Here is a 23,596-nt window from a genome sequence, read left to right on the forward strand (position 1 = left end):
GCCGACCTCAGCCCTCCCAGCGGAGGTAGGTCGTCTTCGCCCGGCCGGGCAGGACGAATCGCACCGCGCCGCGATCCAGCCCCAGCGCGTCGCGCAGCGCCGCGGTCTCCCCCGGCCAGCCCCGGTGCGCGAGCTCGTCGAACGCCAGGATGCTGCCCTTCGTCAGGTAGGGCGTGATGGCGCTCAGCACCTCCTTGGTCGGCGCGTAGAGGTCGACGTCGAAGTAGGCCAGGGCAATCACTGTCTGCTCGTTGGCGTCCAGGTACTCCCGCACGGTCTTCGCGGCGTCACCCGCCACCAGGCGGACCGGCGGCTTGCCGGAACCGTCGCCGGTCCGCGCCGCCAGCACCTCTCGCAGATGGTCGAGGAAGGACGGCGGCAGCGCGAACTTGTCAGGATGCTCGGCCAGGTCCTGGCGGTCCATGTCGGTGGCGCCGGTGAAGCCGCTGAAGGTGTCGAAGCCGACGATCTCCCGATGCGTGTTGTGCGGCTCGTAGATCTCGCGCAGCTCGGCCAGGATCGCCAGGTGCCGCCCCTGCAGGACGCCGAACTCCAGCATCGCGCCGGGGATCTCCATCGCCATCCGGTACAGCGCGTCCATGGCCAGGATGTCCACCAGCGGCCGCCGCCGCAGGTACAGCGCCATCGTGTCGACCAGGTCCTCGGCGTCGATCGGGGAGTCGGCCAGCAACCGCGCCAGCCGGAGCCGAGTCCGCTGGTCGTGGTCCAGCTCGTCGATCGAGTCCATCGCGGTCATACCAGCTCCTCGTTCCGTCGCACCGAAATCCGGCTCACGCGGCGTCCGCCGTGAACGGCGCCCCGGCGTGCATCCGTTCCACCGCAGCCACTACATCGTCGATCGCCCGTTCGCAGTCCTCGACGGAATCGCCGTGCACCGCGGCGAACCCGACGCCGACGGTCGACGCCACCGCCATGTCGCGCATCGGCTCGCCCCGACCGACGCGCATGATCACTGTGTTGACGCCGGGAATCCGGCGGATCTCGTCCGGGTCGACCTGGTTCACCCGGCCCGGAGCAGTGGGCAGGAAGGTCCACCCGTGGGTGAGCTCGCGTTCTCCCGCGCCGCGCGGGATGCGATCGCCGGTGATGACGCGGGCGCTGGCCGCGTACATGTCCACACCGATCACACGCTCGCTCATCATCCCGACGATGCCGCCCGCCGGCCGGCACGCCAGTTCGCTGGCCACAAAGGCGCCGGGACCGCCGAACACCTCGAAGTGGAACACGCCCCGGTCGAGGCCCAACGCACGGAGCGCGCGGCGGGTGAGGTCTGCGGCCTCGGTGTACAGCTCCCGGTGGCGGGCCGGGGTGTAGGTGATGGAGCGGCTCGGCCGGCCGGACTTCGTGCACAGCAACGGCTCGCAGTACCGGGAGACCATGAAGGCCCACAGCTCGTCGCGCTCGACGACGCCGTCGAAGTGCCACTCCGGGCCGTCCACGAACTGCTCGACCAGCACCCTGCCACCGTCGTCCACCGCCGACGCCGCCCGGTGCAGCCCGCCGACGTCCCGTACCACCGAGACGGACTTGCTCGCGCCGCCGGCCAATGGCTTGACCACGAGCGGAAAGTGCAGGTCCGACGCGGCCAACACCCGTTCGGCGTCCAGTCGCGTGCCGATGCCCGTGGGCGCCACGTGCCAGTCGGCGGTGGGAATGCCGGCGAGGTTCCAGGCGGTCTTCTGGACGGCCTTGTCCCGGCAGGCCAGAGCCTGTCGCGGGGACACCGACCTGGCGCCGATCAGATGGCCGAGCACCGCGGTCGCGACCACCGCCCATTCGGTGGTGGTGACGACCGCGTCCACCGGTCGCGGCGGACTGAGGTGGTGCAGGGCCGACCACAGCGAGTCCACCTTCGTATAGGAATCCACCGCACATGCGCGGTCGATCTGGTCACCGAGGTCGAACACGCGCTGCCGGTGCGCGCTCTCGTAGAGCACAGTGATTTCGTGCCCGTCCGCGCGGAGTCCGCGCACCACCTCTTTTCGGGGTCCAACCAGCACGACATGCATGGGTCGCCTCCGATTCGGCCGGATGCCGCGTTCAGCTTGGATTCGATCCAGACTTCGCCGGAAACCGATACTGGCGCAAAGAACCGCCGACCGCCACTGCCCGGTCAGCCGCCCGCCGGCATTTCCCGCGGTGTCTCGTCCGCGTGTTCCGCGATCCTTTCAGCGAACTCCCACCAGGTGTGCGCACAGTGCCGCGCCAGATCGGCCACGGAGTCCGCGCTGTGCCTCGGAACGGTCTCGATCAGTCGGTCCCACTCACGCACCTGAATTGAATGCAGGTCGAGCAGCCGCAGCAGGAATCGCCCGGTCTCGGTCATCCGGAACGACGGATCGTGCCGAAGCATCCGGTAGGTCGCCAGGTAGTCCACATCGACGCGATCCTGGCGCGGCCCGCCGGCCGGGCGGCGTTGCCGGGGCACGAACGGCTGTTCGGCGACGGCGGCGGCCGGCCGGGGAGCCGTGGACTCGCGCCGGGCCGCCCCGGCGGCCGGCATCCGCCTTGGCCGACCGTCGCGGCCGACACGGACCCGGGACTGAGGAATTTCCTCAGTCAGGCGTGCCCGCGCCGCGCCGACGGTCTTCGGGGACAGCCCGACCAGGCCGGCGATCCGCCGGTCCGACCACTCGGGGTGGGCCCGCACCAGCCGGGCGGCCGCCGCCGTGCGGTCGGCCAGGCTGAGCGGACGGCCGTGGGCGATGTTGGCCTGCACCCCCGCGAGGAACGCGGCCTCGTCGTCGCCGTCGAAGAACCGCGCGTCGATCGTCGTGCGCCCCAACTGCCTGGCCGTGTGGAGCCGGTGCAGGCCGTCGATCACCCGCATGGTCCGCCGGTGCACCAGGATCGGCGGCAGCGTGCCGTCCACCTCGGCCAGTGTGCGCGCGTGGTCCGCGTTGATCCCGTCAAGGCGGACGGATTCGCCGACGACCAGCATATCGATTGGCACCACTTGGATGGAATCGCTGTCGAACACCGTCGCAGCACCGTCGGTCAGCCCAAACACACTACGCCCCCCATCCACAGTCCCCCATGTTCGAGAAGATTCCTACGGTGGGACGTCGACCGCCCCACGCATCAGTCGCCGGTGAATTACACCAGCCTTGCCTCCTCGATGTTAATCAACTACCGGTGCATGTCAACCCCATTGTCGGCGCCCACGAATGCGAAACTGTCTACATCATGAAATAGGCTCATTTCGGACCCGAGATCGACGCGGCATCGGATTGCCGCTTAGTCCGGTTTGTCAGTACTACGGCGGGCGCCTTTCGCTGGACCGCACGCACTTCACCCCAGTTCGGCGAGCCGCGGTCGACCGATCGGGGATTTCCGGCCCACCGAGCGGAGCGATCGCCTCGACGGCGTCTTCCCCGTCGAAGCAGTCACGGTCTGCCACCGGATTCGCCGCTCGGGGCCACCGCCGTGGCCGAGGACGGTTCGGGAACGGCCGTCGTGGCCGGCGCGGGCGTGCCCTTTTTCAACTTCTGGCGATCGGTCACGCTGTGCGGCAGCCGCCGGACGGCGGACGATGCAAGCGGCGCCAGTGCCGCCACCGCGTAGAACAAGCCGGCAAACAGTGCCAGCTGGAATCCGCCGAACACGGCGGACAGTGGGCCGACCAGCAGCTGGCCGACCGGAATCGCAATGTAGGACAACAAGTTGTCGAAGGAGGCGACTCGGGACAGCGTCTGTGTCGGCACGTGCTCCTGCAGGGACGTTTCCCAGCTGACGCCCAGAGCGGAGGAGCCGAGACCGCCGACGAAGGCGGCGGCTATCAGCCAGGGGGCGTTCAGCTGCAGGCCGAGTGCGATCAGCGGCAACGCGCCGATGACGCCCGCCAGCAGTCCGAAGCGGAGCAGCCGGCGGACGACCAGCCGGTACATGAGCACACCCATCAGCAGCAGGCCGACACCGCGGGCGCTGAGCACGAAACCCCAGGTCTGCACCCCGCTGAGCTGTTTGGTCAGGTCCGGGCCGAGGATCTGCCAGCTGCCGGTCTGCACCATGTTGACGAAGCAGAACGCGACGGCCACCGCCCACAGCCACGGCGTGCCGCGGAATTGAGTCCAGCCCTCGTGGATGTCCTTGAGGACGTTCGTCTTCCGCCGCGCGGCGACGTGTCCGGACAGCGGGAGCCGCGCCATGCAGACCGCGGCGACCAGGAAGCTCGCCGCGTCGCAGGCGATGGCCGGACCGCTGCCCAGAGCGACCACCAGGAGCCCGGACACGCTCGGGCCGAAGACCTTGGTCGCGTTGCGCATCGTGCCGAGCACCGAGTTCGCCTGCTGCATCTGGCTCTTCTCGACCAGTTCGGGCACGACGCCGCGCAGCGCGGGCTGGGTAAACGCGCTGAGCACGCCGTTGAGCAGCTCCAGCACGGAGACGGCGGCCAGTGAGTAGTGGCCGGTCAGCAGGATCACGGCGACCGCGCCCTGGGTCAGCGCCGAGCCGGCGTTGCTCAGGACGAGGACGGTCCGTCGGGAGAAGCGGTCCGCGGTCACGCCGCCGATGAGCAGGAACACCAGCAGCGGAACCATCCGGGCGACCAGCACGACGCCGAGTTGGGTGGTGCTGTTCGACGCGTCGAGCACGGCGAACGCGAGCGCGACGGGCGCCATGGAACTGCCCAGCAGCGACACCGCCTGCCCGGTGAAGAACCAGAGGAAGGCCGGTCGTTTGAGAGGGGAACTCACTCGAGCGAGTCTGAGGATCACTCGCGGTGAACGCTATGCTTTCGCCTGGAGGCGAAAGATGGTGCTGCTTCGGCTGAGCTCGCAGGCCCTGTCCCGGTCGCGGTTCGCCCTGTCGCCGCTGGCCGAGACGGTGGCGTCGATGATTCTGCTGGCCAAGGCCCAGATGGCCAACCCGTGGCTGGCCGAGTGGCACGACCGGCACCACGCCGACTTCGCCTCCGCCGTCGCCGCCGATCCCTTCGCCGCCGGCCTGGTGCGCCTGCTCAGCTCCACCCGGTGGCTGCCGGCGTTCGCGACCGTTCCGCCGCCGGGCTCCATGCGCACCACCCTGGCCGACGAGCTGCCCGCGGTCGCCGCGGTCGACGACGAGATGGTGCTCGCCGAACTGACCCGCTCGGTCGAGCACAGCTGGGCGACACACGACCTAGCCTGGCTGACCGGGAAGGGCTGGGCGCCCCGGGTCGCGGAGTTGCTGGCCTGGGGCTGGCGGACCTACATCGAGCCCGAGTGGCCGCAGCGGCGGGCGATGCTCGAACGGGACATCACCTACCGTGCCGGACTGCTGGCGACCCACGGCTGGCCGCGCGCGCTGAAACGGATGGGCCGACGCATCGCTTGGGTGGGCCCGGACGCGATCCGGTTCAACACCCAGGACGGCCCGGACCGGGTGGTCGGCGACGACGGCATGCTGTTCGTGCCGGTCAGCCGGTCCAGTGGATCATGGCTGTGCGTGGCGCCGCCGGACCGGCACGCGCTGGTTTACCCGATCCGCGGCTACGCGGCCGAGCAGGCCCAACCCCAGGGCGACGCGCTGGACCGGCTGGTGGGCGCCAACCGGGCCGCCATCCTGCGCAGCCTGGACCAGCCGGCCACCAGCAGTGAGCTGGCCACGAACCTGGAGTTGTCGCTGGGCACCGTCGGCGGCCACATCGCGGTGCTGCGTGATGCCAACCTGATCGCCGGTACCCGAATCGGCAGGTGGGTGATCTATCGGCGCACCGAGACGGGCGACGATCTGGTGGGCAACGCCTGACGGCGCGGTGCACGGTTGAAGCCACTCACGAACATCGCTTCGCTGGCGACCACCCCACCGTGAAACATGCTGTTGCTGGTCAGGAGTGGCCGCCGGGCACTTTCACCCTCATGCCCGCGCGGTGGACCACACGATCAAAGACGACTCAGCGGGCTCTCGGTACCACCCCCGATACCCCCGCGAACTGGCCCAGCACCTCGACCCATCCCTGCGATTCGAACGCCGCAGAGGCGGCGCCCGAGCAGACTGTTCATGGCGCTACGTAGTCACACGCGACCCCAGTTTTGCTGGCTGAGCTGGGAAACGTGCTCGCACCCCCGGCAAGGTATGACCTACGCCCGTCCGGGTGCCGTGCGGTCTGGTTCAGCTTGGATCGAACGCGCAGACTCGCATCTACCGACCCGAGTAGCAGGCGAGCCAATATCAGCCATGAGGTGCAGAAATTGGTCTGGAGTACGCTGTAGTCGACCAAGTTCTCCAACGCTGCTAAGGCAAGCGCGGTTCCAATGGTCGACTCAGCCAAGGTCTCAAAGGCGCCGCTCTTCTACACGGTCGCTGAAGCAGCGCAGGTTCTGTGATGTGACGCAGCCACGCTGTAACGCCGCCCGCCCTGTACGCAGCGAGAACGTCCTTCTGATCGATCGGCTGGTCGACCGATCGATGGTCGCTACTCATCGGAGATCCCCGTGATCTTCGCTCGGCCCAGTCAACCGGGCAGACGAGTTGCTGGTGATCAACGCGACCGCCCCGGCAGGCAGGCCGTGGACGAGTAGCGCGCAGCGGTCACGGTGGAAGTCGTGCAGCGGCCGGCTTCCCTGTACGTCACGGTCGATCGCGGCGAGGTACTCGGCGCCTTTGGCATTGGTGAGACCGTCGATGTGGCTGTGACGGGCCGCGTTGGCGTAGCACAGTCGCTCCGGTCCGCGGGTGATTGCAGCGAGACTCGTCAACCACTGGCGCACAGTTACTTCGGGCGTTGTTCGCCGGAGGTCGGCGCATCGCTTGACGCATGGCGGCCAGCCTACTCAGCATCGGTTGTTCATCCGCGGCATGTGCTCGCGGCCGAAGATGCGGTACGCGCCGGCATTTCAGGTGAGCCGACGAGACGGGTGTTGCAACCGATCGGGTAAACGAAGCCCTGTCACGACCGACTGGGCGTTCTGTCATGCGTGATCGATGGTGCGGTGCCGACGTTGGCGTGCGATCGGCATGTCGGTGGTGTGATCAGCGGTGGATGCGCTCGTCCTGGTCGACGTCGAGATGAATGAAGGTGAAGGTGGCGCCGTCTGGCCTGTGACGACGTTTCTCGGTCCAGTTCTCGCCGACGACCTCGGCCGCGACTTGCTTCCAGAAGCGCGCCGCCGGTGCGTTCTGCTCCAGGAAGGCAATGGCCCAGCGTCCCCGACGTGACCGCAGCAGATCGGTAGCAGCTGCCAACCCTACGCCCTGGCGCCGCAGGGCACGAACGACGAAGAACGCGTGAATGAAGGTGGCCCCGCCATCGAAGGGGCGGACCAGACTGAAACCGGCGAGCTGACCGTCGGAGTAGATCAGGTAGGCATCGTGGTCAGCGTCTGTGAAGAATCGCGACAGTCGCGGGTAGTCGAACAGTCCTGCGTATCCCGGCAGATCTCCCGTCCAGGGTGACAGGTCGTGCCGTTCCAACTGGCCCAGCCGCTCAACCACCGGGCGCGAGGTGGTGTCAGCCAATCGCAGGGTGACGCGGCCGGGCTGAGTCTGGTCGTTGCCGTTCTGCATGCTGCGACCTTGTCAGGTCGCAGCGCTGCTGCCACCCCTTCGCCGCGCCCGCTCATGCCGCTTGGCGTGAGCGAGCACCGCGACTTTGTGTTCGACGAGATCAAGTGCAGGCTCGCCACCAGCCACTTCGAAAAGACCTGGCTGGCCGAGTTGTGGCTGACCTGACAGGAACTGCTGGCGGAAGCCCAGCACGCCACGCGCGGGCAGCTGGAACAGCTCGTCGATGCGCTGCGCCGACGCGGTGCCGCCCACCGGCCCGGTCGTCGCGCTCAGCGCGAACCACGGTCCCCTGCATGGAGACCTGGTTGATGAATCCCGACTGCGAGGCCCGTTCGTGCGGGCGTGGACCCGTGAACTCGGCGTCGGCGACGCGACCGTCAACACGGTGCAAGCTGGCGTCCTTCTCGGTCAGCGGACAGCAGCAGCGTGGTGTCCAGAAGGTTCAACTGGCGACCGCCATTCAGCCGGGGTCGGTGTGCGTGATGAGACCTGCAGGCGGTGAGGCGTGCCGTGATCCGGCCGCTTGTTTCGGCCGTCATCGACGGCCCCGCCTCTCCCGTGACCAGTCGGACGCTGCTGCTCACGATGTCGCGTCGGCCGCCTGGCCGGCGAGCGCGTCGGTCATTGCCGCGACCGCGGTGACGACCGACCGCCGATGCGCGGCGAGCCGGCGGTCGTCGTCCTCGCCCTTGGGATTGCGAATCCTGGGCGAGGTGGTGTTCCAGGCCAGCACGGCGCCCAGGGCGATCATCATCAGATCGGTAGCCACGGTCAGGTCGACGCCGTGGTGCCGGGCGATCTCGGCGGCCTTGGCGACGTGCGAATCCACCTCGGCGTCGGAGGCGTCCGGAAACTCCAGCATCCGCCACTGGCTCAGGCGTTGCAGGCCCGGGTCTGCGACCAGGGCGTCGAACAGGGCGCCGGCATAGCCGGGCAGGTCGTCGGCGGTTATCGGGGCGACGTCGGCCAGCACCCGCAGCCGATCGGCCATCACGGCGTCGAACAACCCTTCCTTGGAGCCGAAGTAGGCGTAGATCCCCTGCTTGTTGGCCGCGGCGGCGGCGGCGATGCGGTCGACCCGCGCGCCGGCCAGACCGACCCGGACGAACTCGTCGTAGGCCGCGGCCAGCAGCCGGGCACGGGTGGCGGCGGAGTCGTAGGTCATGCCAGCAGTTTAAACCAACTAGATGGTTGACATCGAGCTCGGCGACGCCTAGCTTCAGCGTCGTCAAATAAAACAACTAGTTGGATTGAAGGACGACATGGCAGCCAAGACATGGTTCGTCACTGGCGCCTCGGCCGGCATCGGCCGCATGGTCACCGAACAGCTCCTCGCCTCGGGCCACCGGGTCGCCGCCACCGCCCGGCGGCCCGAGGCACTGGACGACCTGGCCGAGAAGTACCCCGAGCAGCTGTGGACGGCGGCCCTGGACGTCACCGACACCGCGGCCCTGCGCGCCGTGGTGGGCCGCGCGGTGGCCGAACTCGGCCGGCTCGACGTCGTCTACTCCAACGCCGGCCGAGGCTCGCTCGGCGCCGCCGAGGAGATGACCGACGAGGCGATCGACGAACAGATCGCCCTCAACATGACCGCGCCGATCCACCTGCTGCGCGCCGTGCTGCCCCAGCTGCGCGCCCAGGGCGGGGGCCGCTTCATCCAGATGTCCACCATGGGCGCGCACATCTCCACGCCCGGCGCGAGCATGTACCACGCCTCGAAGTGGGGCGTCGAAGGCTTCTTCGAGTCGGTGGCGCCCGAGGTCGCCTCGTTCGGTGTCGGCATCACCATGGTCGAGCCCGGCGTCATCCGCACCGCCTTCGGGGCGAACCTGGACATCGCCCCGGCGATGCCCGAGTACGCCGGCACCGCCGCCGGCCGGATGCGCAGCTACGTGGACTCCGTCGACAACGTGACCGCCGACGCCCCCGGCGACCCGGAGAAGGTGGCGGCCGCGATCATCGCCTCCGCCGACGTCTCGCCCGCCCCGCGCCGCCTGGCACTGGGCAGCGACGCCTACTCCGCGATCCGCGCCGCCCTTGCCGCCCGTATCGCCGAACTCGACGCCGGCAAGGCGATCGCCACCTCCGTCGACTTCTGACGACCCGCACCCATCACAATCCGGAGAACAAGCCATGTCCCTGACCGACTTCCGCACGCTGGGCCGCACCGGACTGCGCGTCAGCCCCCTCACCCTTGGCACGATGACCTTCGGCGACCCGTCCTGGGGCGCCGACGAGGCCACCTCGATCGAGATCCTCGATCGCTACCTCGACGCGGGCGGCAACTTCATCGACACCGCCAACCGCTACATGAACGGCGAGTCCGAGCGCGTCATCGGCACTTACCTCGGCAAGCACCCCGGCCTTCGCGACCGGCTCGTCATCGCGACCAAGTTCGCGCTCACCATGGACCCCGACGACCCCAACAACGGTGGCACCGGACGCAAGGCCATCCGCCGGCACGTGGAGGAGTCGCTGGCCCGGCTCGATACCGACTACCTCGACCTGTACTGGCAGCACAACTGGGACCGGCACACCCCGCTCGAGGAGACCATGTCCACATTGGACGACCTGGTGCGCGAGGGCAAGGTGCGCTACGTCGGCCTGTCCGACACCCCGGCGTGGGCAGTCGCGCGCATGGCCACGCTGGCCGAATGGCGGGGCTGGACCCGGATCGCCGCCATCCAGGTCGAGTACAACCTGCTGGAGCGCACCTCCGAGGGCGAACTGTTCGAGGCCGCAAGGGAACTCGGGCTGGGCGTGCTGCCGTGGAGCCCACTGGCCAACGGCATGCTCACCGGCAAGTACACCCGCGACAACCCCAGCCCCGCGGGCTCCGGACGGGGAATGTTCGTCGGCCGGCACCTCAACGACCGCACCTGGAACCTGCTCGACGCGCTCGGTCGGATCGCCGCCGCCCACGACACCACCGTCGCCGCGACGGCACTCGCCTGGGTGCGCCAGCAGCCCATGATCACCTCCACCATCATCGGCGCCCGTACCGTCGACCAGCTCACCGCGAACCTCGCCTCGCTCGACGTCGCGCTGTCACCCGAGGAACTCAGCGAGCTCGACGGCCTGACCGTCCCGGTCCTGAACTTCCCGATGCCGTTCCTGCGCGAACTCGGCATTCCGGCCCAACAAGGCAACACGACGATCAACGGGGTGACCGCGTAACCACGAGACCTGCCGACGGCACGTCTTCCTCGCTGGCGGACATCCGCTCAGCAACCCCAGTTTGGGTTCCCGTTGGGCGAATCGATCGGAAGTGTCGGCAAGCAGACCTCCATGGCAGGCCATCACAAATCGACGGGTACCTGCCCAGGCACGCCACCAGCGGCATGACAGCGCCGGCGCGACCCGGAGTCGGGCAAGATCCTCGAACGAATCCTCGCCTGGCGTCAGCACATCCAATGGCAGTCGGTGAAGCCGTTCAGGGTCGCGATCTTGGCGCTGGTGAGCTCGGCGGGGGTCGGATGCAGCCCGAGGGCGCCGGTGTCGAGCTCGATGCGCAGGCCGATGCCGGCCGTCGGCGAACTGCCATTGCAGTACCTAGGCGATCTGACATTCCTCTTTGGACGGTAACGTGCCGGCCGCGAGATAGGCGTCGATCGCGTTCGCGGCGCACGGCGCGTTGTCCAGCGCGCCATGCCCGTCGGCCGGCGCGACCAGCACCTGGGAGCCAGCGATCCGGGCCGCGAGGTCGGTGGCCCACGAGGACGGATTGATCGGGTCGTCGGCGGTCGCGGTGATGAGCACGGGCGAGGCCGGGGCGAGGTGGCCGGGCACTCGTTCGGCCAGCCCTGCCCCGTCGGGCCAGCCGGTGCAGGACAGCAGTGCGTCCCAGGTCAGGGAAATGCCGCCGGTGTGCGGGGCCGCCGCACGGACCTTCTGGGCGAGGCCAGCCAGCAGGGCGGGATCGCTCGGGTGGTCCGCGCACGTCTGGGCGTGGCTGGCTGTGTACTCGGGGTCGGTGTACGTCAGTGCGACGTAGGGGGCGAGCTCACCGGCGTCGCCGTCCCGCGCGGTGGCGAGTGCGTGCCCGAGGCCGGGCCACGCGAACGGGTAGCCGAGCAGGAACTGCCCGACGGCGATGCGCACCTCGTCACCGGTCAGGCCGGGCGCGCCATGTGCGCCCAGCTCGTCGAGCACGGCTCCGACGTCTCGGCCGGCCAGTGGGCACTGCTCAGGCGTGTGGTCGCACCAGGTGGCGAACCGGCCGAACGCCGCTTCTTCGGCGTGCGCTGTGTCGAGCATCCGTTGCGCGGTCGGCACGAACGGATCGACGGCGGTGTCGAGCACCAACCGACCGGCGTGGGCCGGGTGGCGGGCGGCGTACACGACGCCCAGTTCGGCACCGGTCGCTTGGCCGAGGAAGTCCAGCCGCGGAGCGCCGAGCGCCACGCGCACGGCGTCGAGGTCGTCGGCCTGCTCGACGAGGCCGGTGTGGGCGATCAGCGGGCCGGTGGCGGCGGCGCAACGGAAGTACACCGACGCCCCGTGCGCGGTGATCCGCGCGGTATCCGCTGATGTCGCGGGCAACTCGGGCACCGCGGGGTCGTGTGCGGGCAGGGGGCAGCGCACCGGTGTGCTCCCGCCGAGCCCTCGCGGGTCGGCCAGAACGATGTCGTGCGTGCGGTGGGTCTGCGGCAGCCGGCTCAGATAGTTGTCGCCGTGCCGGAGGAAGAAGTCGATCTGGCTGCCGCCGTAGCCGTCCATCTCTTGGGAGTCGGCGAACACCGGCCCCTGCGAAGACTCGGTGGCGGGAATCCGCAGCAGCGCGAGCGTCGCGCCGGAGGTGGCGATCGTGGCGCACTCGGCGTGGTACTTCAGCGCCTGCGGTTGTGGGCAGGGCACCCAGCTGACATTCGGCGCGGCGGACGCGGGCGCGGGCACCGTGACCAGGGCAAACACGGCTATCGCAACAGTGATCTTTCGGCGCATCGAGGCCTCCATAATGTTTGACGATCAAACACTATACTGGTCGCATGCCCGCCCGCGAAGCGCTGGCCACCGCACTCGGCGCGGCCATGGCCGACCTGCAGGCCGCCATCGACGCCGATGACCAGGCGCTGGCCGACCACCTCGGCGTGCACCGCACCGACCTGCGCTGCCTGGACCTGGTATTCCGGCACGGACCACTGCCGGCCGGTCGGCTGGCGCGGCTGCTCGGGTTGACGCCCGGTTCGGTGACCGCGCTGGTCGACCGGCTGATCAAAGCGGACTACGTGCGCCGGGCCCCGGACCCGACGCACGGCCGACGGGTGCTGATCGTGCCGACCGACCGGGCCGCCCGGGTCGTCACCGAACTGCTGAGGGAGCGGCTCGCTGAGGCCCACGCCGATCTCGTGCACTTCAGCGACGCCGAACTCGACGCCATCGTGCGGTTCCTGCGCTCGGCGACCGAACGGCACGAGCGATCCGCGGCCCATCTGCGCGGGACGGCGATCACCGGTCCTAGTGCTCCCACTTCACGATGATCCGGTCGTCGTCCCACTGCGAGAAGTTGCCCGCGTAGGAGACGATGGCCAGCTGGAACTCGCCGGTCTCCCAGTCGCGGCCGAGCTGCCGCTCCACGGTCTCCCGGTTGATCACGATCTGCCCGGCGGCCTGGAGCTTGACCAGCCCCGGCGGGTGCCGGACGGTGAGCTCGGGGTTGTCCGCGCGAATCGCGGCGACCAGCTGAAGCGGGGGCGCCTCTACGAGCTGATGCACGGCGGCCGCGGGCTGCTGCTCGACCAGACCGGCCGGCTCTCGGTCGCGGGCTGGGCGGATCGGGTCGACCACGTCGTCGACGTGAGCGAGGAACTGGACGTGCCCGCGGCGCTGTTGCGGCCGGACGGCCACGTGGCGTGGGTCGGTGAAGACCAGCAGGACCTGCTTGCCCAGCTGCCACGGGGGTTCGGCGCCGCCGCCAGCTGAACGCGCAGTTGTGGCTCCACATGGCCACGTGCGGCAGTCACAGCAACTCCGCACTGCGGCGCCGAGCAACTCACTGTCTCGCTGGCGTTTAGCGGTCATTGTCGCGACTGCGCCTACCGCTGCCGTTCCCCATACCGGATTGCTGCCACATTCTTGCCTGCAGTTTGTCGGCAGCCATGGCACTTCGTCACGCGCGGAGGTGCGTGCGGAAGGTACGGGTAACGCGACGTGGCCGCAGGTGGACCCGGTGACCGGGTCCGGCTCGCGGCCTGGATGACACCTGCGAACGTGGGATCTGTGATGTCGGGCATCAGGCCGCGGCGGCACGCGGGCAACCTTCCCGCCGAGGCGACGAGTTTCGTGGACCGCCGCCGGGAGATCTCCGAGACGAAACGGCTGCTGTCCGCGGCCCGGCTGTTGACGTTGACCGGGGCGGGTGGGGTGGGCAAGACCCGGCTGGCGCTGCGGGTGGCGGCCGGGGTGCGGCGGGCCTTCGTCGATGGCGTGTGGCTGGTCGAGCTGGCCGCCCTGCAGGACCACACGCTGGTGGAGCAGACGGTCGCGGACAGCGTGGGGCTGCAGGATCAGTCCGCGCGGTCGCCACTGGACGTGTTGGTGGGCTACCTGCGGGACAGGCAGGTGCTGCTGGTGCTGGACAACTGCGAGCACCTGGCGGACCGCTGCGCGGGGCTGGCGGACGAGCTGCTTGCGGCGGCTCCGGGACTGCGGATCCTGGCCACCAGCCGCCACGCGCTGTCCACGCCGGGCGAACACATCCTGGCGGTGCCGCCGCTGCCGGTGCCGGACCCACAACGCTCACCCCACCCTCGGAAACTGCTTCAGAACGAGGCAATCCGCCTGTTCGCCGAGCGCGCGGCGGCGGTGCGGCCCGAGTTCAGGGTCACCGCTGACAACCACGAGACGATCGCGCGGATCTGCCGTCGGCTGGACGGACTGCCGTTGGCGATCGAGTTGGCCGCCGCAAGGCTGCGGGTGCTCTCCCCCGAGCAGATCCAGCACCGGCTGGACGACCGCTTCCGTCTCCTGCGCGTCAACACCGGCTCGGTGCCGCCCCGTCACCAGACGTTACGAGCCGTGGTCGACTGGAGCTACGAGCTGTGCTCGCCGGCCGAGCAGACGCTGTGGGCTCGGGTGTCGGTGTTCGCCGGCGGGTTCGACCTGGAAGCGGTGGAAGCGGTGTGCGCCGGGAACGGCGTCGACTCCGACCAGGTACTCGATCTGCTGGCCGGGTTGGTGGACAAGTCGATCCTGATCCGGCAGGGCCAGGATGACGCTGCCCGGGCGCGGTATCAGCTGTTGGACACCCTCCGCCACTACGGGCGGGACGTGCTGCGGGCGGCCGGGGCGGAGGCCGTGCTGCGTCGGCGGCACCGGGACTACTACCTGGGGCTGGCCGAACGGGGCGAGGCCGAGTGGTTCGGCCCGACCCAGCTGGAAGTGGCCGCCCGGACCCGGCGCGAGCACGCGAACCTGCGGCTGGCCCTGGCGTACTGCCTGGCCACCCCGGGCGAGTCCCGGGTCGGGCTGCGGCTGGCCGCGGCCCTGCATTTCTACTGGCGTTGTGGCTTCGTGGCCGAGGGCCGCCACTGGCTGGACCGAGCACTGGCCCTGCACGCCCAGCCGGACAGAGCGCGGGCCGCCGCGCTGTGGAGCAACACCAGCGTCGCTCTCCGGCAGGGAAACCTCCCAGCCGCCACGGCGATGGCGCAGGAGTGTCAGGACTGGGCCCAGCTGCACGGTGACCAAGCCATGCTGGCGTACGCCGTCTCGATGCTGGGAAACGCCGCATGGCTGGGCGGTGACCTACCGCGTGGGCGAGTGCTGTTGGAGGATGCGATGGCACGCTTCGACGCCCTTGGTGAACTGAACAGCACGGTGGTCATGGCCCATGTCATGCTGTCCGCGCTAGCCGTTTTCCAGGGGGACCTCGCCCGCGCCGTCGAGGTCTGCCGGCGGGGCCTGGAACTCTGTGAACGGCAGGGCGAACAGTGGGTGCGGGCCTACACACTCGGCGTTCTGGCTCTCGTCGAATGGACACGGGGCGAGCTGACGCGGGCGAGCACGCTCGCACGAGAAGCCCTGCGGGTCATGCACATCTTCAACGACATCTTCGGCACGGCGTTGCTGGTGGAGCAGCTGGCCTGGATCGCCGGCACAGCCGGCGAGGGCGAGCGAGCCGCCGTGCTGCTCGGCGCGGCGCGGCAACTGTGGCCCCTGCTCGGCGGCCAACCCCTGCACGGCTCTACCCAGCATCTTGCCGCGCACAAGGCGTGCGAGCGGCAGGCCCGCCGCGCCCTTGGCGACCGTGCCTTCCAGACCGCCTTCAACCGTGGCACCGACCTCGACCTGGATCAGACCATCGCCTACGCCCTCGGCGAGAAATCCACATCCTCGGACCCAGCCCCCACGCATACCGTGGAGACACCGTTGACCCGCCGGGAGCAGCAGGTCGCCGAACTCGTCGCCGAGGGACTGTCCAACAAGGACATCGCCGCCCGATTGGTGATCGCCCAACGCACCGCCGAAGGCCACGTCGAACACATCCTGGCCAAACTCGGCTTCACCACACGCATCCAACTCGCCGCATGGGTCATCCACCAGCGAGAAACCCGAGACCAGTGATGGCCGGGACCGGACCGGGTCGGCCGGTGGGCAACCTGCCGGAGTTCTCCTTGCCCCGGGCGAGGTGGCGCGCGCCTACGCCCACGTCAACATTCCGGAGGTCAGTGACGCCGTCGTGCACGGTCCGGAGGAATTCCCGGTCGGAAGCCACGTGCACGCACGAAGTTTCCGACCGGGCGGCCACTCGCGATGACACTTCGCTGCGTGTCGAAGCAGCAGTGACCAACGACTGGCCGCATCAGCGGCTAGCCAGGCGCGCAGCACGTGTACCGCGCCAAAAGTCGAGGAGATGTCGCCGAAACACGCTATCGACGTTGCTTCACCCGGCTGCGAAACCGTTCATGATCGCGGTGGGTTCGCGATTGGTGGAGTTCCAGGCGCCCATGTTGTAGCCGTTGAACGGCGAGTAGCTCTGGGGCTCCCAGTACAGCAACCCCTGTCCGCCGCTGCTTTTCAGCGCGGTCAGGAAGTTCTTCAGCGTGGTCTCGGTGCCCGACGGATTGCTCACCGGCCCGCCGAACTCCACCTGCATGTACGGCTTGCCGTAGGCGTTCGAGACCGACTTCATGTCGTTCACCAGTCCGGCCGCGGCACTGGCACTGCCGTAGGAGGAGAAGCCGTTCATGTCCCACTTGCCGCCGTGGGAGCTGTAGGCCTTGAAGAAGCTGGCCACCGACGAGTGCTGCGGTGAGGCCAAGTGGATCATCACGATGGCGTTGGGGAAGACCTGTTTCACCGCGTCGTGCGCGGCGTTGAGCAAGCCGGTCATCTGCGCGGGGTTGGAGACGCTGCCGACCGGGTGGCAGATTCCCGAGTTGATCTCGTTGCCGATCTGCACCCAGGTGGGGGTCACGCCCCTGCTCTTGATGACGTTCATGCTGCTGTCGACGTAGCTGGCGATGGCGCTGCGCAGCTGGCTGTAGCTCATCCGCGCCCACGCCGCCGGCGTAGGCTGATGTCCCTCGTCCGCCCAGGTGTCGCTGAAGTGGTAGTCGATGCTCAGCGCCATGCCGGCGTCCCGCACGCGCACCGCCATCGCAGCGGTCTCGCTGATGCTGCAATGCCCGCTGACCGGATCGGACGACGGGTTCACAAACGTGCGCAGCCGGATCGCCGACAGGCCGTAGCCCTTGAGGATGGTGAGGATGTCCTGGCGCACACCGCTGGCGTTGCGCCAGTAGTAACCGTGGGCCTCCATCTGCGGCACCCAGCTGATGTCCGCGCCCTTGTGGAAAGCGCTTTCCGCCTCGGCTGCGCCGGCCGACTGCCCTGCGGTCAGGGCGCCGAGTGCCAGCGCACCCGCGCCCGCCGCGGTGGTCCGGAGAAAGGATCGCCTGCTAACCGGCAGCTCGCCCATGAGTGCTCCTCACTGTGAAAGCACCAGGGAGTACAGCAAGCTGTCCACCAACACGGCAAAGGTCCCGGCAGCAATCAGCGTTCACCACCACGCAGGCGCTCCTCGCCTCACGCCCATGAGCTGCGGCAACGCCGGTGCATGCACATACGGTTCCCCAGCCCGCCAACGACTGAAACTTTCAACCAGCCGCACTCTGGACCGAAAGCGATCCGTCGACGGCGGCAACCACGTGCTCAACCCCAGCATCGAAGCTGACCGGGTCTCGCGGAGTTCGATGGCCGGCTGGACCAACTCGTCCAACGTCGCCAACCACTCCGGCGGGCACACCAGCCGCTGGTCGAAGGCGGTTTACAGCACCCAGGGCGGTCTGTACCCTCGGTCACCGCAGATAACCGCACATAGACCGATCGTCTTGGCAATTGATATATCTTGTTGGCGGTGCCTCGGGTCCTCAGGCCGGCAGGCAGCGTCACCGACCGTCGCCGGCCCGGCCCGCGACACCGCGCCTCGCGGGTCGTTCGCAGGACGGCCGACACCACCTCCCGCATCACCAGCGTGCCCGCACGCGGCCGTGGTCGGGAGGAACCCTGACGTTCAGGAAAGCCTTAGCCTTGCGATTTCAAGGAGATCATCATGGCGATGAGCCGACGTGCCCTCCTGAGGGCGAGCCTGGCCGGAGCGGCGGCCGTGGGAGGCCTCTCCCTCGTCAGGCCCTGGGAAGCGGGCGCCGCCACCGTCAGTGGCCAGCAAAGCGCGCCGACCACACCGTTCGCGGTGGGCGTGCGTCAGTACAACTGGACGCGCGGCTCCCGCCGGATAACGACCTACGTGTACTACCCGGCCACCGGCAAACCAGGCGGCAACCCGGTCACCAACGCACCGGTCGCCCCGGGTGTCTTCCCGATCTACAACTTCACCCACGGCTGGAACAGCAGCCCGCAGAACTCCCTCTTCCTCATCAAGCCTCTCGCCGCGGCGGGCTTCATCGTCCCGGCGCCGTACTTCCAGCACAACTTCGCCGACGTCAACAACGGCAACGAGTCCAGGGACGTCTCGGAGATCCTCACCCGGACTCTCGCGCTCAACACCGCCAGCGACCCCCTCGCCGGCCACATCAACACCACGGTCGGTGTCGGCGTATCGGGCCACTCCCTGGGTGGCATGATCACCGATGGCCTCCTGACCTCCTGGCCGGACAGCCGCATCGTCTCCGCCAACCCGCAGTCGTGCCAGCGAATGGGCGCACCGAGCAGCACGGTCCATGCCAAGGTCCTGTTCGTCCACGGCGACAAGGACACGACCGTCAGCTACTCGTCAGCTCGGCAGGCGTACGGCGAGATGCCCGCGCCCAAAGCCTTCCTCACCTTCCTCGGCGGGACCCACACCAGCTTCTGGAGCGACAACCGGTTCCCCACCACCGTCGTGGACTGGGCGCGCTGGGGCATGTACGGCGACACCGCCGCCCTCAACCGCCTGCCCAGCGACGCGATGTCCGCCAAGACGAAGTGGGAGTTCGTCCCTCGCTAGGACGAGCAGCTACGCCGAGGGCGCGCGAGGACGCCTCGGTAACCCCGATGGCCTCAGTGCGGATCCCCGGCATCGGCGGCGCGCTGGTCACCACCAACGGCGACCGGCGCGCCGCCGTACACATCTGGAGTACCGCTCACCAATCCAACCTCACGCCAGGAGCACAGCATGGATCGGTTCTACGGGCGGCGTAGGCGCTGGCACCGCCGCCTCGTCCTATCGACCGTTCTCACCCTCGTCGCGTCGGTACTCGCGGTGGCCTCCGCCACGCCCGCTCAGGCCGCCACGACGACAACGATCGACGGCAGGGCGACCGGCCGGGTGTTCGACGGCGTCGGCGCGATCAGCGGTGGGGGCGGCAACAGCCGACTGCTGTTCGACTACCCGGAGCCACAGCGCAGCCAGGTCCTCGACTACCTGTTCGCCCCGGGCTACGGCGCCGCGGTGCAGTTGCTGAAGGTGGAGGTCGGTGGGGACACGAACTCCACGAGCGGCGCGGAGCCAAGCCACGAGCACACCCGGGGCGTGATCGACTGTAACCGCGGCTACGAGTGGTGGCTGATGGAGCAGGCCAAGGCGCGTAACCCGAACATCAGGCTGGCGGCGTTGTCCTGGGGCGCGCCGGGCTGGGTCGGCAACGGCAACTTCTGGTCCACTGACATGATCGATTACCTGACCGCGTGGCTGAACTGCGCCAAGGGCCATGGATTGACCATTGACTACCTGGGCGGGTGGAACGAACGCGGCTACGTCAAGAGCTGGTACGAGAACCTGAAGAACACGTTGAACGCCAAAGGGTACGGCAACGTGAAGGTGGTCGCCGACGACGCGTCCAACAACTGGAACGTGGCCAACGATGTGGTCTCCGACGCTGCCTTCGCCCGCTCGGTGGACGTCATCGGCATCCACTACATCTGCGGGTACCGGTCGGCGCAGACCACCTGCCCCAGCTCCAGCAACGCCCGTGCGTCCGGCAAGGTCATCTGGGCCAGTGAGAACGGATCGGACGACTACAACACCGGCGCCCAGGCGCTGGCGCGGGGCATCAACCGTGGCTACATCGACGGGAAGGCGACCGCGTACCTCAACTGGCCGCTCATCGCGGCGATCACCCCGAACCTGCCGTACCCGACGATGGGGGTCGCGCACGCGCCGCAGCCGTGGTCGGGGTGGTACTCGATCGGCAAGAACGCCTGGGTGATGGCGCACACCACACAGTTCACCGCGCCCGGCTGGCGCTACATCGACTCGGCCAGCGGGTTCCTGGGCGGGAACCGGGCCAACGGCAGCTACGTGACGCTCAAGTCGACGAACAGCACCGACTACAGCACGATCATCGAGACGACGCAGGCCACGGCGAGCCAGACGTTCACCGCGACGGTCACCGGTGGCCTGTCCACCGGCGCGGTGCATGTGTGGGCCACGAACGTCAACTCGAACAATCCGAGCGCCTACCTCGTCCGTAACCTCGACATCACGCCCTCCGCCAACGGCACGTTCTCGCTGACCCTGCAGCCGGGCTACGTCTACACGCTGACCACCACGACCAGGGGCGGCAAGGGCACGGCGACCAGCCCGGGCCAGTCGGTCATGGCCCTGCCGTACGCGGACAACTTCGACGGCTACGACGTGGGTCGAGAGGCCAAATACCTGCAGGACCAGCAGGGCGCCTTCGAAATCACCGCGTGCGGCGCCAGCCGTTCCGGGCGGTGCGTGCGGCAGATGGCCGCCCAGGCGCCCATCAACTGGGCCAACCGGTCCACCCCGTACGCGTTGATCGGCGACATCGCCTGGCGGAATTACGCGATCAGCACCGACGCACTGCTCGAAAAGCCCGGATCCGTCGAACTGATCGGGCGCGCCGGCACCCAGAAGAGCTTCAGCCCCAACGCGATCAACGCCTACTACCTGCGCGTCTCCGACACCGGTGTTTGGTCGATCCTGCGCAACAACAGCAACGACGGGAACAGGGTCACGCTGGCCAGCGGCACGGTGTCCGCGCTGGGCACCAACCGGTGGCACACCCTCGGCCTGTCCTTCTCCGGCAACTCGATCAGCGCTGTCATCGACGGCCGGACCGTGCGTACGGTCACCGACGGCAGTTACACCGCCGGAATGGCTGGATACGGCACGAGCGAGGGCGAGACCGCCCAGTTCGACAACCTCTTCATCACCGCCGGGCCGGGCGCCTCGACGCCAACGACGTAGTACAGCGCGGTCCCCCAACGGCAAACGGCCATCGTCGGCAAACCAAGGAGAAACCGTGCGACCGGTACAGGTGATTTCAGCACTGACCGCGTTGGTGGTCGTCGGCGTCGTCGCGACGACCTTCAACGCCAGCGCCGCGGCACATGGGTGCGCGGTGGCATATGAGTCCAGCTCGCAGTGGCCCAATGGCGTCACGTGCACTGGCGGCGTCACTGCCACGCCGACCGTGCCGTCGTCCAGTTCTCCGACGCCGACCGGCGTGCTGTCCCAGGTTCAGACCGCCGGACGGGTCAAGGTTGCCAATGACGCGGTGCAGTACAGCTGGCCAGGCGTGTATTTCGAGGGCCGCTTCCGCGGCACCGGCGTCGGGCTGGTTCTCAACGACTCGGCCAGCGACTACGACATCCAAGTGGACGGCGCCACCGTGGCCACGCTGGTGAAGCCGGGGCGCACCACCCGTTGGATCACCAATCTGCCCAATGGTGAGCACAGCGTGCGACTGGTGAAGCGCAACGACAGCCCGTGGGCCACGAGCGCGTTCGGTGGCCTCGTCGCCGCCCCGGGCGGCTCGATCCTTTCGCCACCGGCCGCACGCCGCCGGCAGATCGAGTTCATCGGCGACTCACTGACCGTGGGTTACGGCAATCTCTCCACGACCCGAACCTGCACCGGCGATCAGCTTGCCCTGCGCACCAACACCGATGTGAGCTACGGCGCCCTCGCCGCCCGGCACCTGGACGCCGACTACCAGGTCAACGCGTACTCGGGGCTGGGCATGGTCCGGAACTACAACGGCGGCTCACCCAGTGTCAACTACCGTACGTACTACGATCGCGCGCTGTTGAACGTGAACGGCGACGTCTGGCAGAAGCCGGCCACCTGGCAGCCCCAGGTCGTCGTGATCCACTTGGGCACGAACGACTTCTCGACCCCTGTCAACGGCTCCGAGCAGTGGACGCCGGACAGCCTCGCCGCGGCGTACCGGGCCGCGTACATCGCCTTCATCGGCAAGCTCCGTGCCCGGTACGATCCCACCACGATGATCGTGGTTGCCGGCACCAAGCTGTTCGGCGACCAAACCCGGCAGGTCGTCCAGGCTGTCAACAGCCGGGGCGACAGCCGAGTCCGCCACTGGCAGCTGGACGAGGCCGGCCTGGACCTCCGCGGCTGCGACTGGCACTACTCCGCGCACGACGACCAGCTCATCGCGACCCAGCTCGGCACGTTCCTCGGCACGCTGCCATTGACCTGGTAGGTGCAGACGCAGCAGGCGGACACGCCGGGCGACCCCACTCTCGCGGGGCGCCTGGCTGTCGCGCCACGATTCGCCCAGGCCTCGACGGCGACATCAGCCGCGCCGGCCGGCACCGGTCGGGCAACCGGAACAGATACCGCCAACACACGATGGCCCGGGTCGACAGCCCGTGCCACGGCGGCCTCAGTGCGTGGGCACGTCGATACCCGCGGTCAACTCAGCCACGGTGTGAGCCTGGATGCCCCGGCTCGATCCGTCATCCACGCCGGCCACAACCTCACGGACGTACTGCTGAGCCGGATCGGCGAGTCCGTCGTACACCGCCACGAACAGATCCCTGGCCTGTGCGCGCGGCCAGTCCGACTGCATCACCTCGGCGGGAAGTCGCGGATCGATCATCAGGAAGCCCCGGTACGCGTCCACCATCTCGGTACGTGCCCGCAACGCCGCCGCACCCGTGACCGCGCCATCCTTGATCGTGGATACGATCCCGTCCCAATGCCGGATGAACTGCTCATACCGCTCGACGATGCCCGTGAGGTCCCAAGCCTCGACGGGATTGCGGGTGACCCCCGTCTGGAGGTCGCAATGCTGTGCGCGGAGAACCGTCAACGCACCGAGCGTCGCCGTCGACAGGTGGGTCCGGGTCTCCGCGGTCATCGGGTGCGGTGACACCCACACCCCGTCATAGAGCGGCGCGTACCCCCGCCACCGCAACTCGCCGCGCAGTGCCCGCCGCTGCGCGACCGCCTCCTCCGGCACGGTGAACATGACGACCGTCCACGATCCATCCCAGGGCTCGGTTTCGGCACCGAACGTCGCGATCGCGGACCCGCCGATCGACAAATCGGCGGCGGCGGACCGGGTCAGACGGTAGAAACTGTGTCGGCCCTGCCGTCTGCCCTCCAGAAGTCCCCGCCGGGCCAGCCTGCTGATCGTCATGCGAGCGGCCGCGCTGGTAACGTCGAACTGGGCGAGCAGCGCCACGATCGCCGCCGTAGGCAGCCAGGCCCGGGTGCTGGCCGTGTAGTCCGCCACCACAATCGTCGCCAGATCCTGCGGAGACCGACCCTCCCGCCGACGCGGAAACCGCACCCGTTCCTCGACCGCGTCGGGAAACATCTCCCGCAATCCCGTGCTCGGCGCGACCACGACCCGACTGTACACCAGGTGTC

General features: G+C 68.7%; 19 protein-coding genes and 1 pseudogene. 9 read left to right on the forward strand and 11 right to left on the reverse strand.

Annotated elements, in window-relative coordinates; translation table 11 throughout:
* Nucleotides 1-7: 7 nt before the first annotated feature.
* From BJ998_RS45785 to BJ998_RS45800, 4 genes are all read right to left on the reverse strand, one after another.
* Nucleotides 8-757: a TylF/MycF/NovP-related O-methyltransferase gene (locus BJ998_RS45785; protein ID WP_221339776.1), complete on the reverse strand. Its 750-nt coding sequence runs from the start codon at nt 755-757 to the stop codon at nt 8-10.
* A 34-nt stretch (nt 758-791) separates the two neighbouring features.
* Nucleotides 792-1,994, reverse strand: a complete 1,203-nt coding sequence (locus BJ998_RS45790) for an ATP-grasp domain-containing protein (RefSeq protein WP_184870488.1) — start codon at nt 1,992-1,994, stop codon at nt 792-794.
* A gap of 140 nt (nt 1,995-2,134) precedes the next feature.
* Entirely contained in the window at nt 2,135-2,974 is an 840-nt protein-coding gene (locus tag BJ998_RS45795; protein ID WP_184870489.1) for a ParB/RepB/Spo0J family partition protein, read from the reverse strand.
* 433 nt (nt 2,975-3,407) lie between these two features.
* Nucleotides 3,408-4,718, reverse strand: a complete 1,311-nt coding sequence (locus BJ998_RS45800) for an MFS transporter (protein WP_184870490.1) — start codon at nt 4,716-4,718, stop codon at nt 3,408-3,410.
* Nucleotides 4,719-4,776: 58 nt separating this feature from the next.
* Between BJ998_RS45800 and BJ998_RS45805 the strand changes: the two genes are divergently transcribed.
* On the forward strand, nt 4,777-5,751 hold the full coding sequence (locus BJ998_RS45805; protein WP_184870491.1) for an ArsR/SmtB family transcription factor: 975 nt from the start codon (nt 4,777-4,779) through the stop codon (nt 5,749-5,751).
* Nucleotides 5,752-6,975: 1,224 nt separating this feature from the next.
* On the opposite strand, the gene BJ998_RS45810 is transcribed toward BJ998_RS45805, so the two are convergent.
* The 3 genes from BJ998_RS45810 to BJ998_RS45820 all read right to left on the reverse strand — a co-directional run bounded on the left by BJ998_RS45810 (nt 6,976) and on the right by BJ998_RS45820 (nt 8,674).
* The gene (locus tag BJ998_RS45810; protein WP_184870492.1) at nt 6,976-7,509 is read right to left on the reverse strand and encodes a GNAT family N-acetyltransferase; all 534 of its coding nucleotides are present in this window, start codon (nt 7,507-7,509) and stop codon (nt 6,976-6,978) included.
* A gap of 12 nt (nt 7,510-7,521) precedes the next feature.
* Nucleotides 7,522-7,761: a hypothetical protein gene (locus BJ998_RS45815; protein ID WP_184870493.1), complete on the reverse strand. Its 240-nt coding sequence runs from the start codon at nt 7,759-7,761 to the stop codon at nt 7,522-7,524.
* A gap of 328 nt (nt 7,762-8,089) precedes the next feature.
* Nucleotides 8,090-8,674 carry a TetR family transcriptional regulator gene (locus BJ998_RS45820; protein WP_184870494.1) on the reverse strand — a complete coding sequence of 195 codons (585 nt, stop codon included), beginning with the start codon at nt 8,672-8,674 and terminating at the stop codon, nt 8,090-8,092.
* Nucleotides 8,675-8,771: 97 nt separating this feature from the next.
* Between BJ998_RS45820 and BJ998_RS45825 the strand changes: the two genes are divergently transcribed.
* Both BJ998_RS45825 and BJ998_RS45830 read left to right on the forward strand, forming a co-directional pair.
* Nucleotides 8,772-9,608, forward strand: coding sequence for an SDR family oxidoreductase (locus BJ998_RS45825; protein WP_184870495.1), 837 nt, complete (start codon nt 8,772-8,774; stop codon nt 9,606-9,608).
* 34 nt (nt 9,609-9,642) lie between these two features.
* Nucleotides 9,643-10,686: an aldo/keto reductase gene (locus BJ998_RS45830; protein WP_184870496.1), complete on the forward strand. Its 1,044-nt coding sequence runs from the start codon at nt 9,643-9,645 to the stop codon at nt 10,684-10,686.
* Between the two features lie 375 nt (nt 10,687-11,061).
* On the opposite strand, the gene BJ998_RS45835 is transcribed toward BJ998_RS45830, so the two are convergent.
* Nucleotides 11,062-12,453: an alpha/beta hydrolase gene (locus BJ998_RS45835; protein ID WP_184870497.1), complete on the reverse strand. Its 1,392-nt coding sequence runs from the start codon at nt 12,451-12,453 to the stop codon at nt 11,062-11,064.
* Nucleotides 12,454-12,497: 44 nt separating this feature from the next.
* Between BJ998_RS45835 and BJ998_RS45840 the strand changes: the two genes are divergently transcribed.
* Complete coding sequence (locus BJ998_RS45840) at nt 12,498-12,989, forward strand: MarR family winged helix-turn-helix transcriptional regulator (RefSeq protein WP_184870498.1); 492 nt, start codon at nt 12,498-12,500, stop codon at nt 12,987-12,989.
* On the opposite strand, the gene BJ998_RS45845 is transcribed toward BJ998_RS45840, so the two are convergent.
* On the reverse strand, nt 12,967-13,224 hold the full coding sequence (locus tag BJ998_RS45845; protein ID WP_312890708.1) for an MmoB/DmpM family protein: 258 nt from the start codon (nt 13,222-13,224) through the stop codon (nt 12,967-12,969). The two genes, BJ998_RS45840 and BJ998_RS45845, sit on opposite strands and share 23 nt — an antisense overlap.
* Here BJ998_RS45845 and BJ998_RS45850 point away from each other — a divergent pair.
* A pseudogene (locus BJ998_RS45850) lies at nt 13,186-13,431 on the forward strand (aromatic-ring hydroxylase C-terminal domain-containing protein); the annotation flags it as partial. The gene BJ998_RS45845 and the pseudogene BJ998_RS45850 sit on opposite strands and share 39 nt — an antisense overlap.
* A 300-nt stretch (nt 13,432-13,731) precedes the next feature.
* Complete coding sequence (locus tag BJ998_RS45855) at nt 13,732-16,074, forward strand: ATP-binding protein (protein ID WP_184870499.1); 2,343 nt, start codon at nt 13,732-13,734, stop codon at nt 16,072-16,074.
* Between the two features lie 319 nt (nt 16,075-16,393).
* Here the strand turns inward: BJ998_RS45855 and BJ998_RS45860 are convergent, their stop codons facing one another.
* Nucleotides 16,394-17,431, reverse strand: a complete 1,038-nt coding sequence (locus BJ998_RS45860) for a glycosyl hydrolase 53 family protein (protein ID WP_184870500.1) — start codon at nt 17,429-17,431, stop codon at nt 16,394-16,396.
* Nucleotides 17,432-18,064: 633 nt separating this feature from the next.
* Between BJ998_RS45860 and BJ998_RS45865 the strand changes: the two genes are divergently transcribed.
* The 3 genes from BJ998_RS45865 (at nt 18,065) to BJ998_RS45875 (ending at nt 22,421) form a co-directional block, all read left to right on the forward strand.
* Nucleotides 18,065-18,958 (forward strand): alpha/beta hydrolase family protein, encoded by an 894-nt coding sequence (locus BJ998_RS45865; protein ID WP_184870501.1) that lies wholly within the window; start codon nt 18,065-18,067, stop codon nt 18,956-18,958.
* Nucleotides 18,959-19,126: 168 nt separating this feature from the next.
* Complete coding sequence (locus tag BJ998_RS45870; protein WP_184870502.1) at nt 19,127-21,166, forward strand: galactosylceramidase; 2,040 nt, start codon at nt 19,127-19,129, stop codon at nt 21,164-21,166.
* Between the two features lie 55 nt (nt 21,167-21,221).
* Nucleotides 21,222-22,421 (forward strand): SGNH/GDSL hydrolase family protein, encoded by a 1,200-nt coding sequence (locus tag BJ998_RS45875; RefSeq protein ID WP_221339777.1) that lies wholly within the window; start codon nt 21,222-21,224, stop codon nt 22,419-22,421.
* 183 nt (nt 22,422-22,604) lie between these two features.
* On the opposite strand, the gene BJ998_RS45880 is transcribed toward BJ998_RS45875, so the two are convergent.
* The gene (locus BJ998_RS45880) at nt 22,605-23,573 is read right to left on the reverse strand and encodes a PaaX family transcriptional regulator (protein WP_221339778.1); all 969 of its coding nucleotides are present in this window, start codon (nt 23,571-23,573) and stop codon (nt 22,605-22,607) included.
* Between the last annotated feature and the right edge of the window lie 23 nt (nt 23,574-23,596).

This window comes from Kutzneria kofuensis, from assembly GCF_014203355.1.
GTDB classification, from domain to species: Bacteria; Actinomycetota; Actinomycetes; order Mycobacteriales; family Pseudonocardiaceae; genus Kutzneria; species Kutzneria kofuensis.

Bases quoted from the DNA above. Each gene is read 5' to 3' on its own strand.
- BJ998_RS45785 (WP_221339776.1), bottom strand. From the start codon at position 757: ATGACCGCGATGGACTCGATCGACGAGCTGGACCACGACCAGCGGACT.
- BJ998_RS45805 (WP_184870491.1), top strand. From the start codon at position 4,777: ATGGTGCTGCTTCGGCTGAGCTCGCAGGCCCTGTCCCGGTCGCGGTTC.
- BJ998_RS45810 (WP_184870492.1), bottom strand. From the start codon at position 7,509: ATGCAGAACGGCAACGACCAGACTCAGCCCGGCCGCGTCACCCTGCGA.
- BJ998_RS45820 (WP_184870494.1), bottom strand. From the start codon at position 8,674: ATGACCTACGACTCCGCCGCCACCCGTGCCCGGCTGCTGGCCGCGGCC.
- BJ998_RS45825 (WP_184870495.1), top strand. From the start codon at position 8,772: ATGGCAGCCAAGACATGGTTCGTCACTGGCGCCTCGGCCGGCATCGGC.
- BJ998_RS45830 (WP_184870496.1), top strand. From the start codon at position 9,643: ATGTCCCTGACCGACTTCCGCACGCTGGGCCGCACCGGACTGCGCGTC.
- BJ998_RS45835 (WP_184870497.1), bottom strand. From the start codon at position 12,453: ATGCGCCGAAAGATCACTGTTGCGATAGCCGTGTTTGCCCTGGTCACG.
- BJ998_RS45840 (WP_184870498.1), top strand. From the start codon at position 12,498: ATGCCCGCCCGCGAAGCGCTGGCCACCGCACTCGGCGCGGCCATGGCC.
- BJ998_RS45855 (WP_184870499.1), top strand. From the start codon at position 13,732: ATGTCGGGCATCAGGCCGCGGCGGCACGCGGGCAACCTTCCCGCCGAG.
- BJ998_RS45860 (WP_184870500.1), bottom strand. From the start codon at position 17,431: ATGGGCGAGCTGCCGGTTAGCAGGCGATCCTTTCTCCGGACCACCGCG.
- BJ998_RS45865 (WP_184870501.1), top strand. From the start codon at position 18,065: ATGGCGATGAGCCGACGTGCCCTCCTGAGGGCGAGCCTGGCCGGAGCG.
- BJ998_RS45870 (WP_184870502.1), top strand. From the start codon at position 19,127: ATGGATCGGTTCTACGGGCGGCGTAGGCGCTGGCACCGCCGCCTCGTC.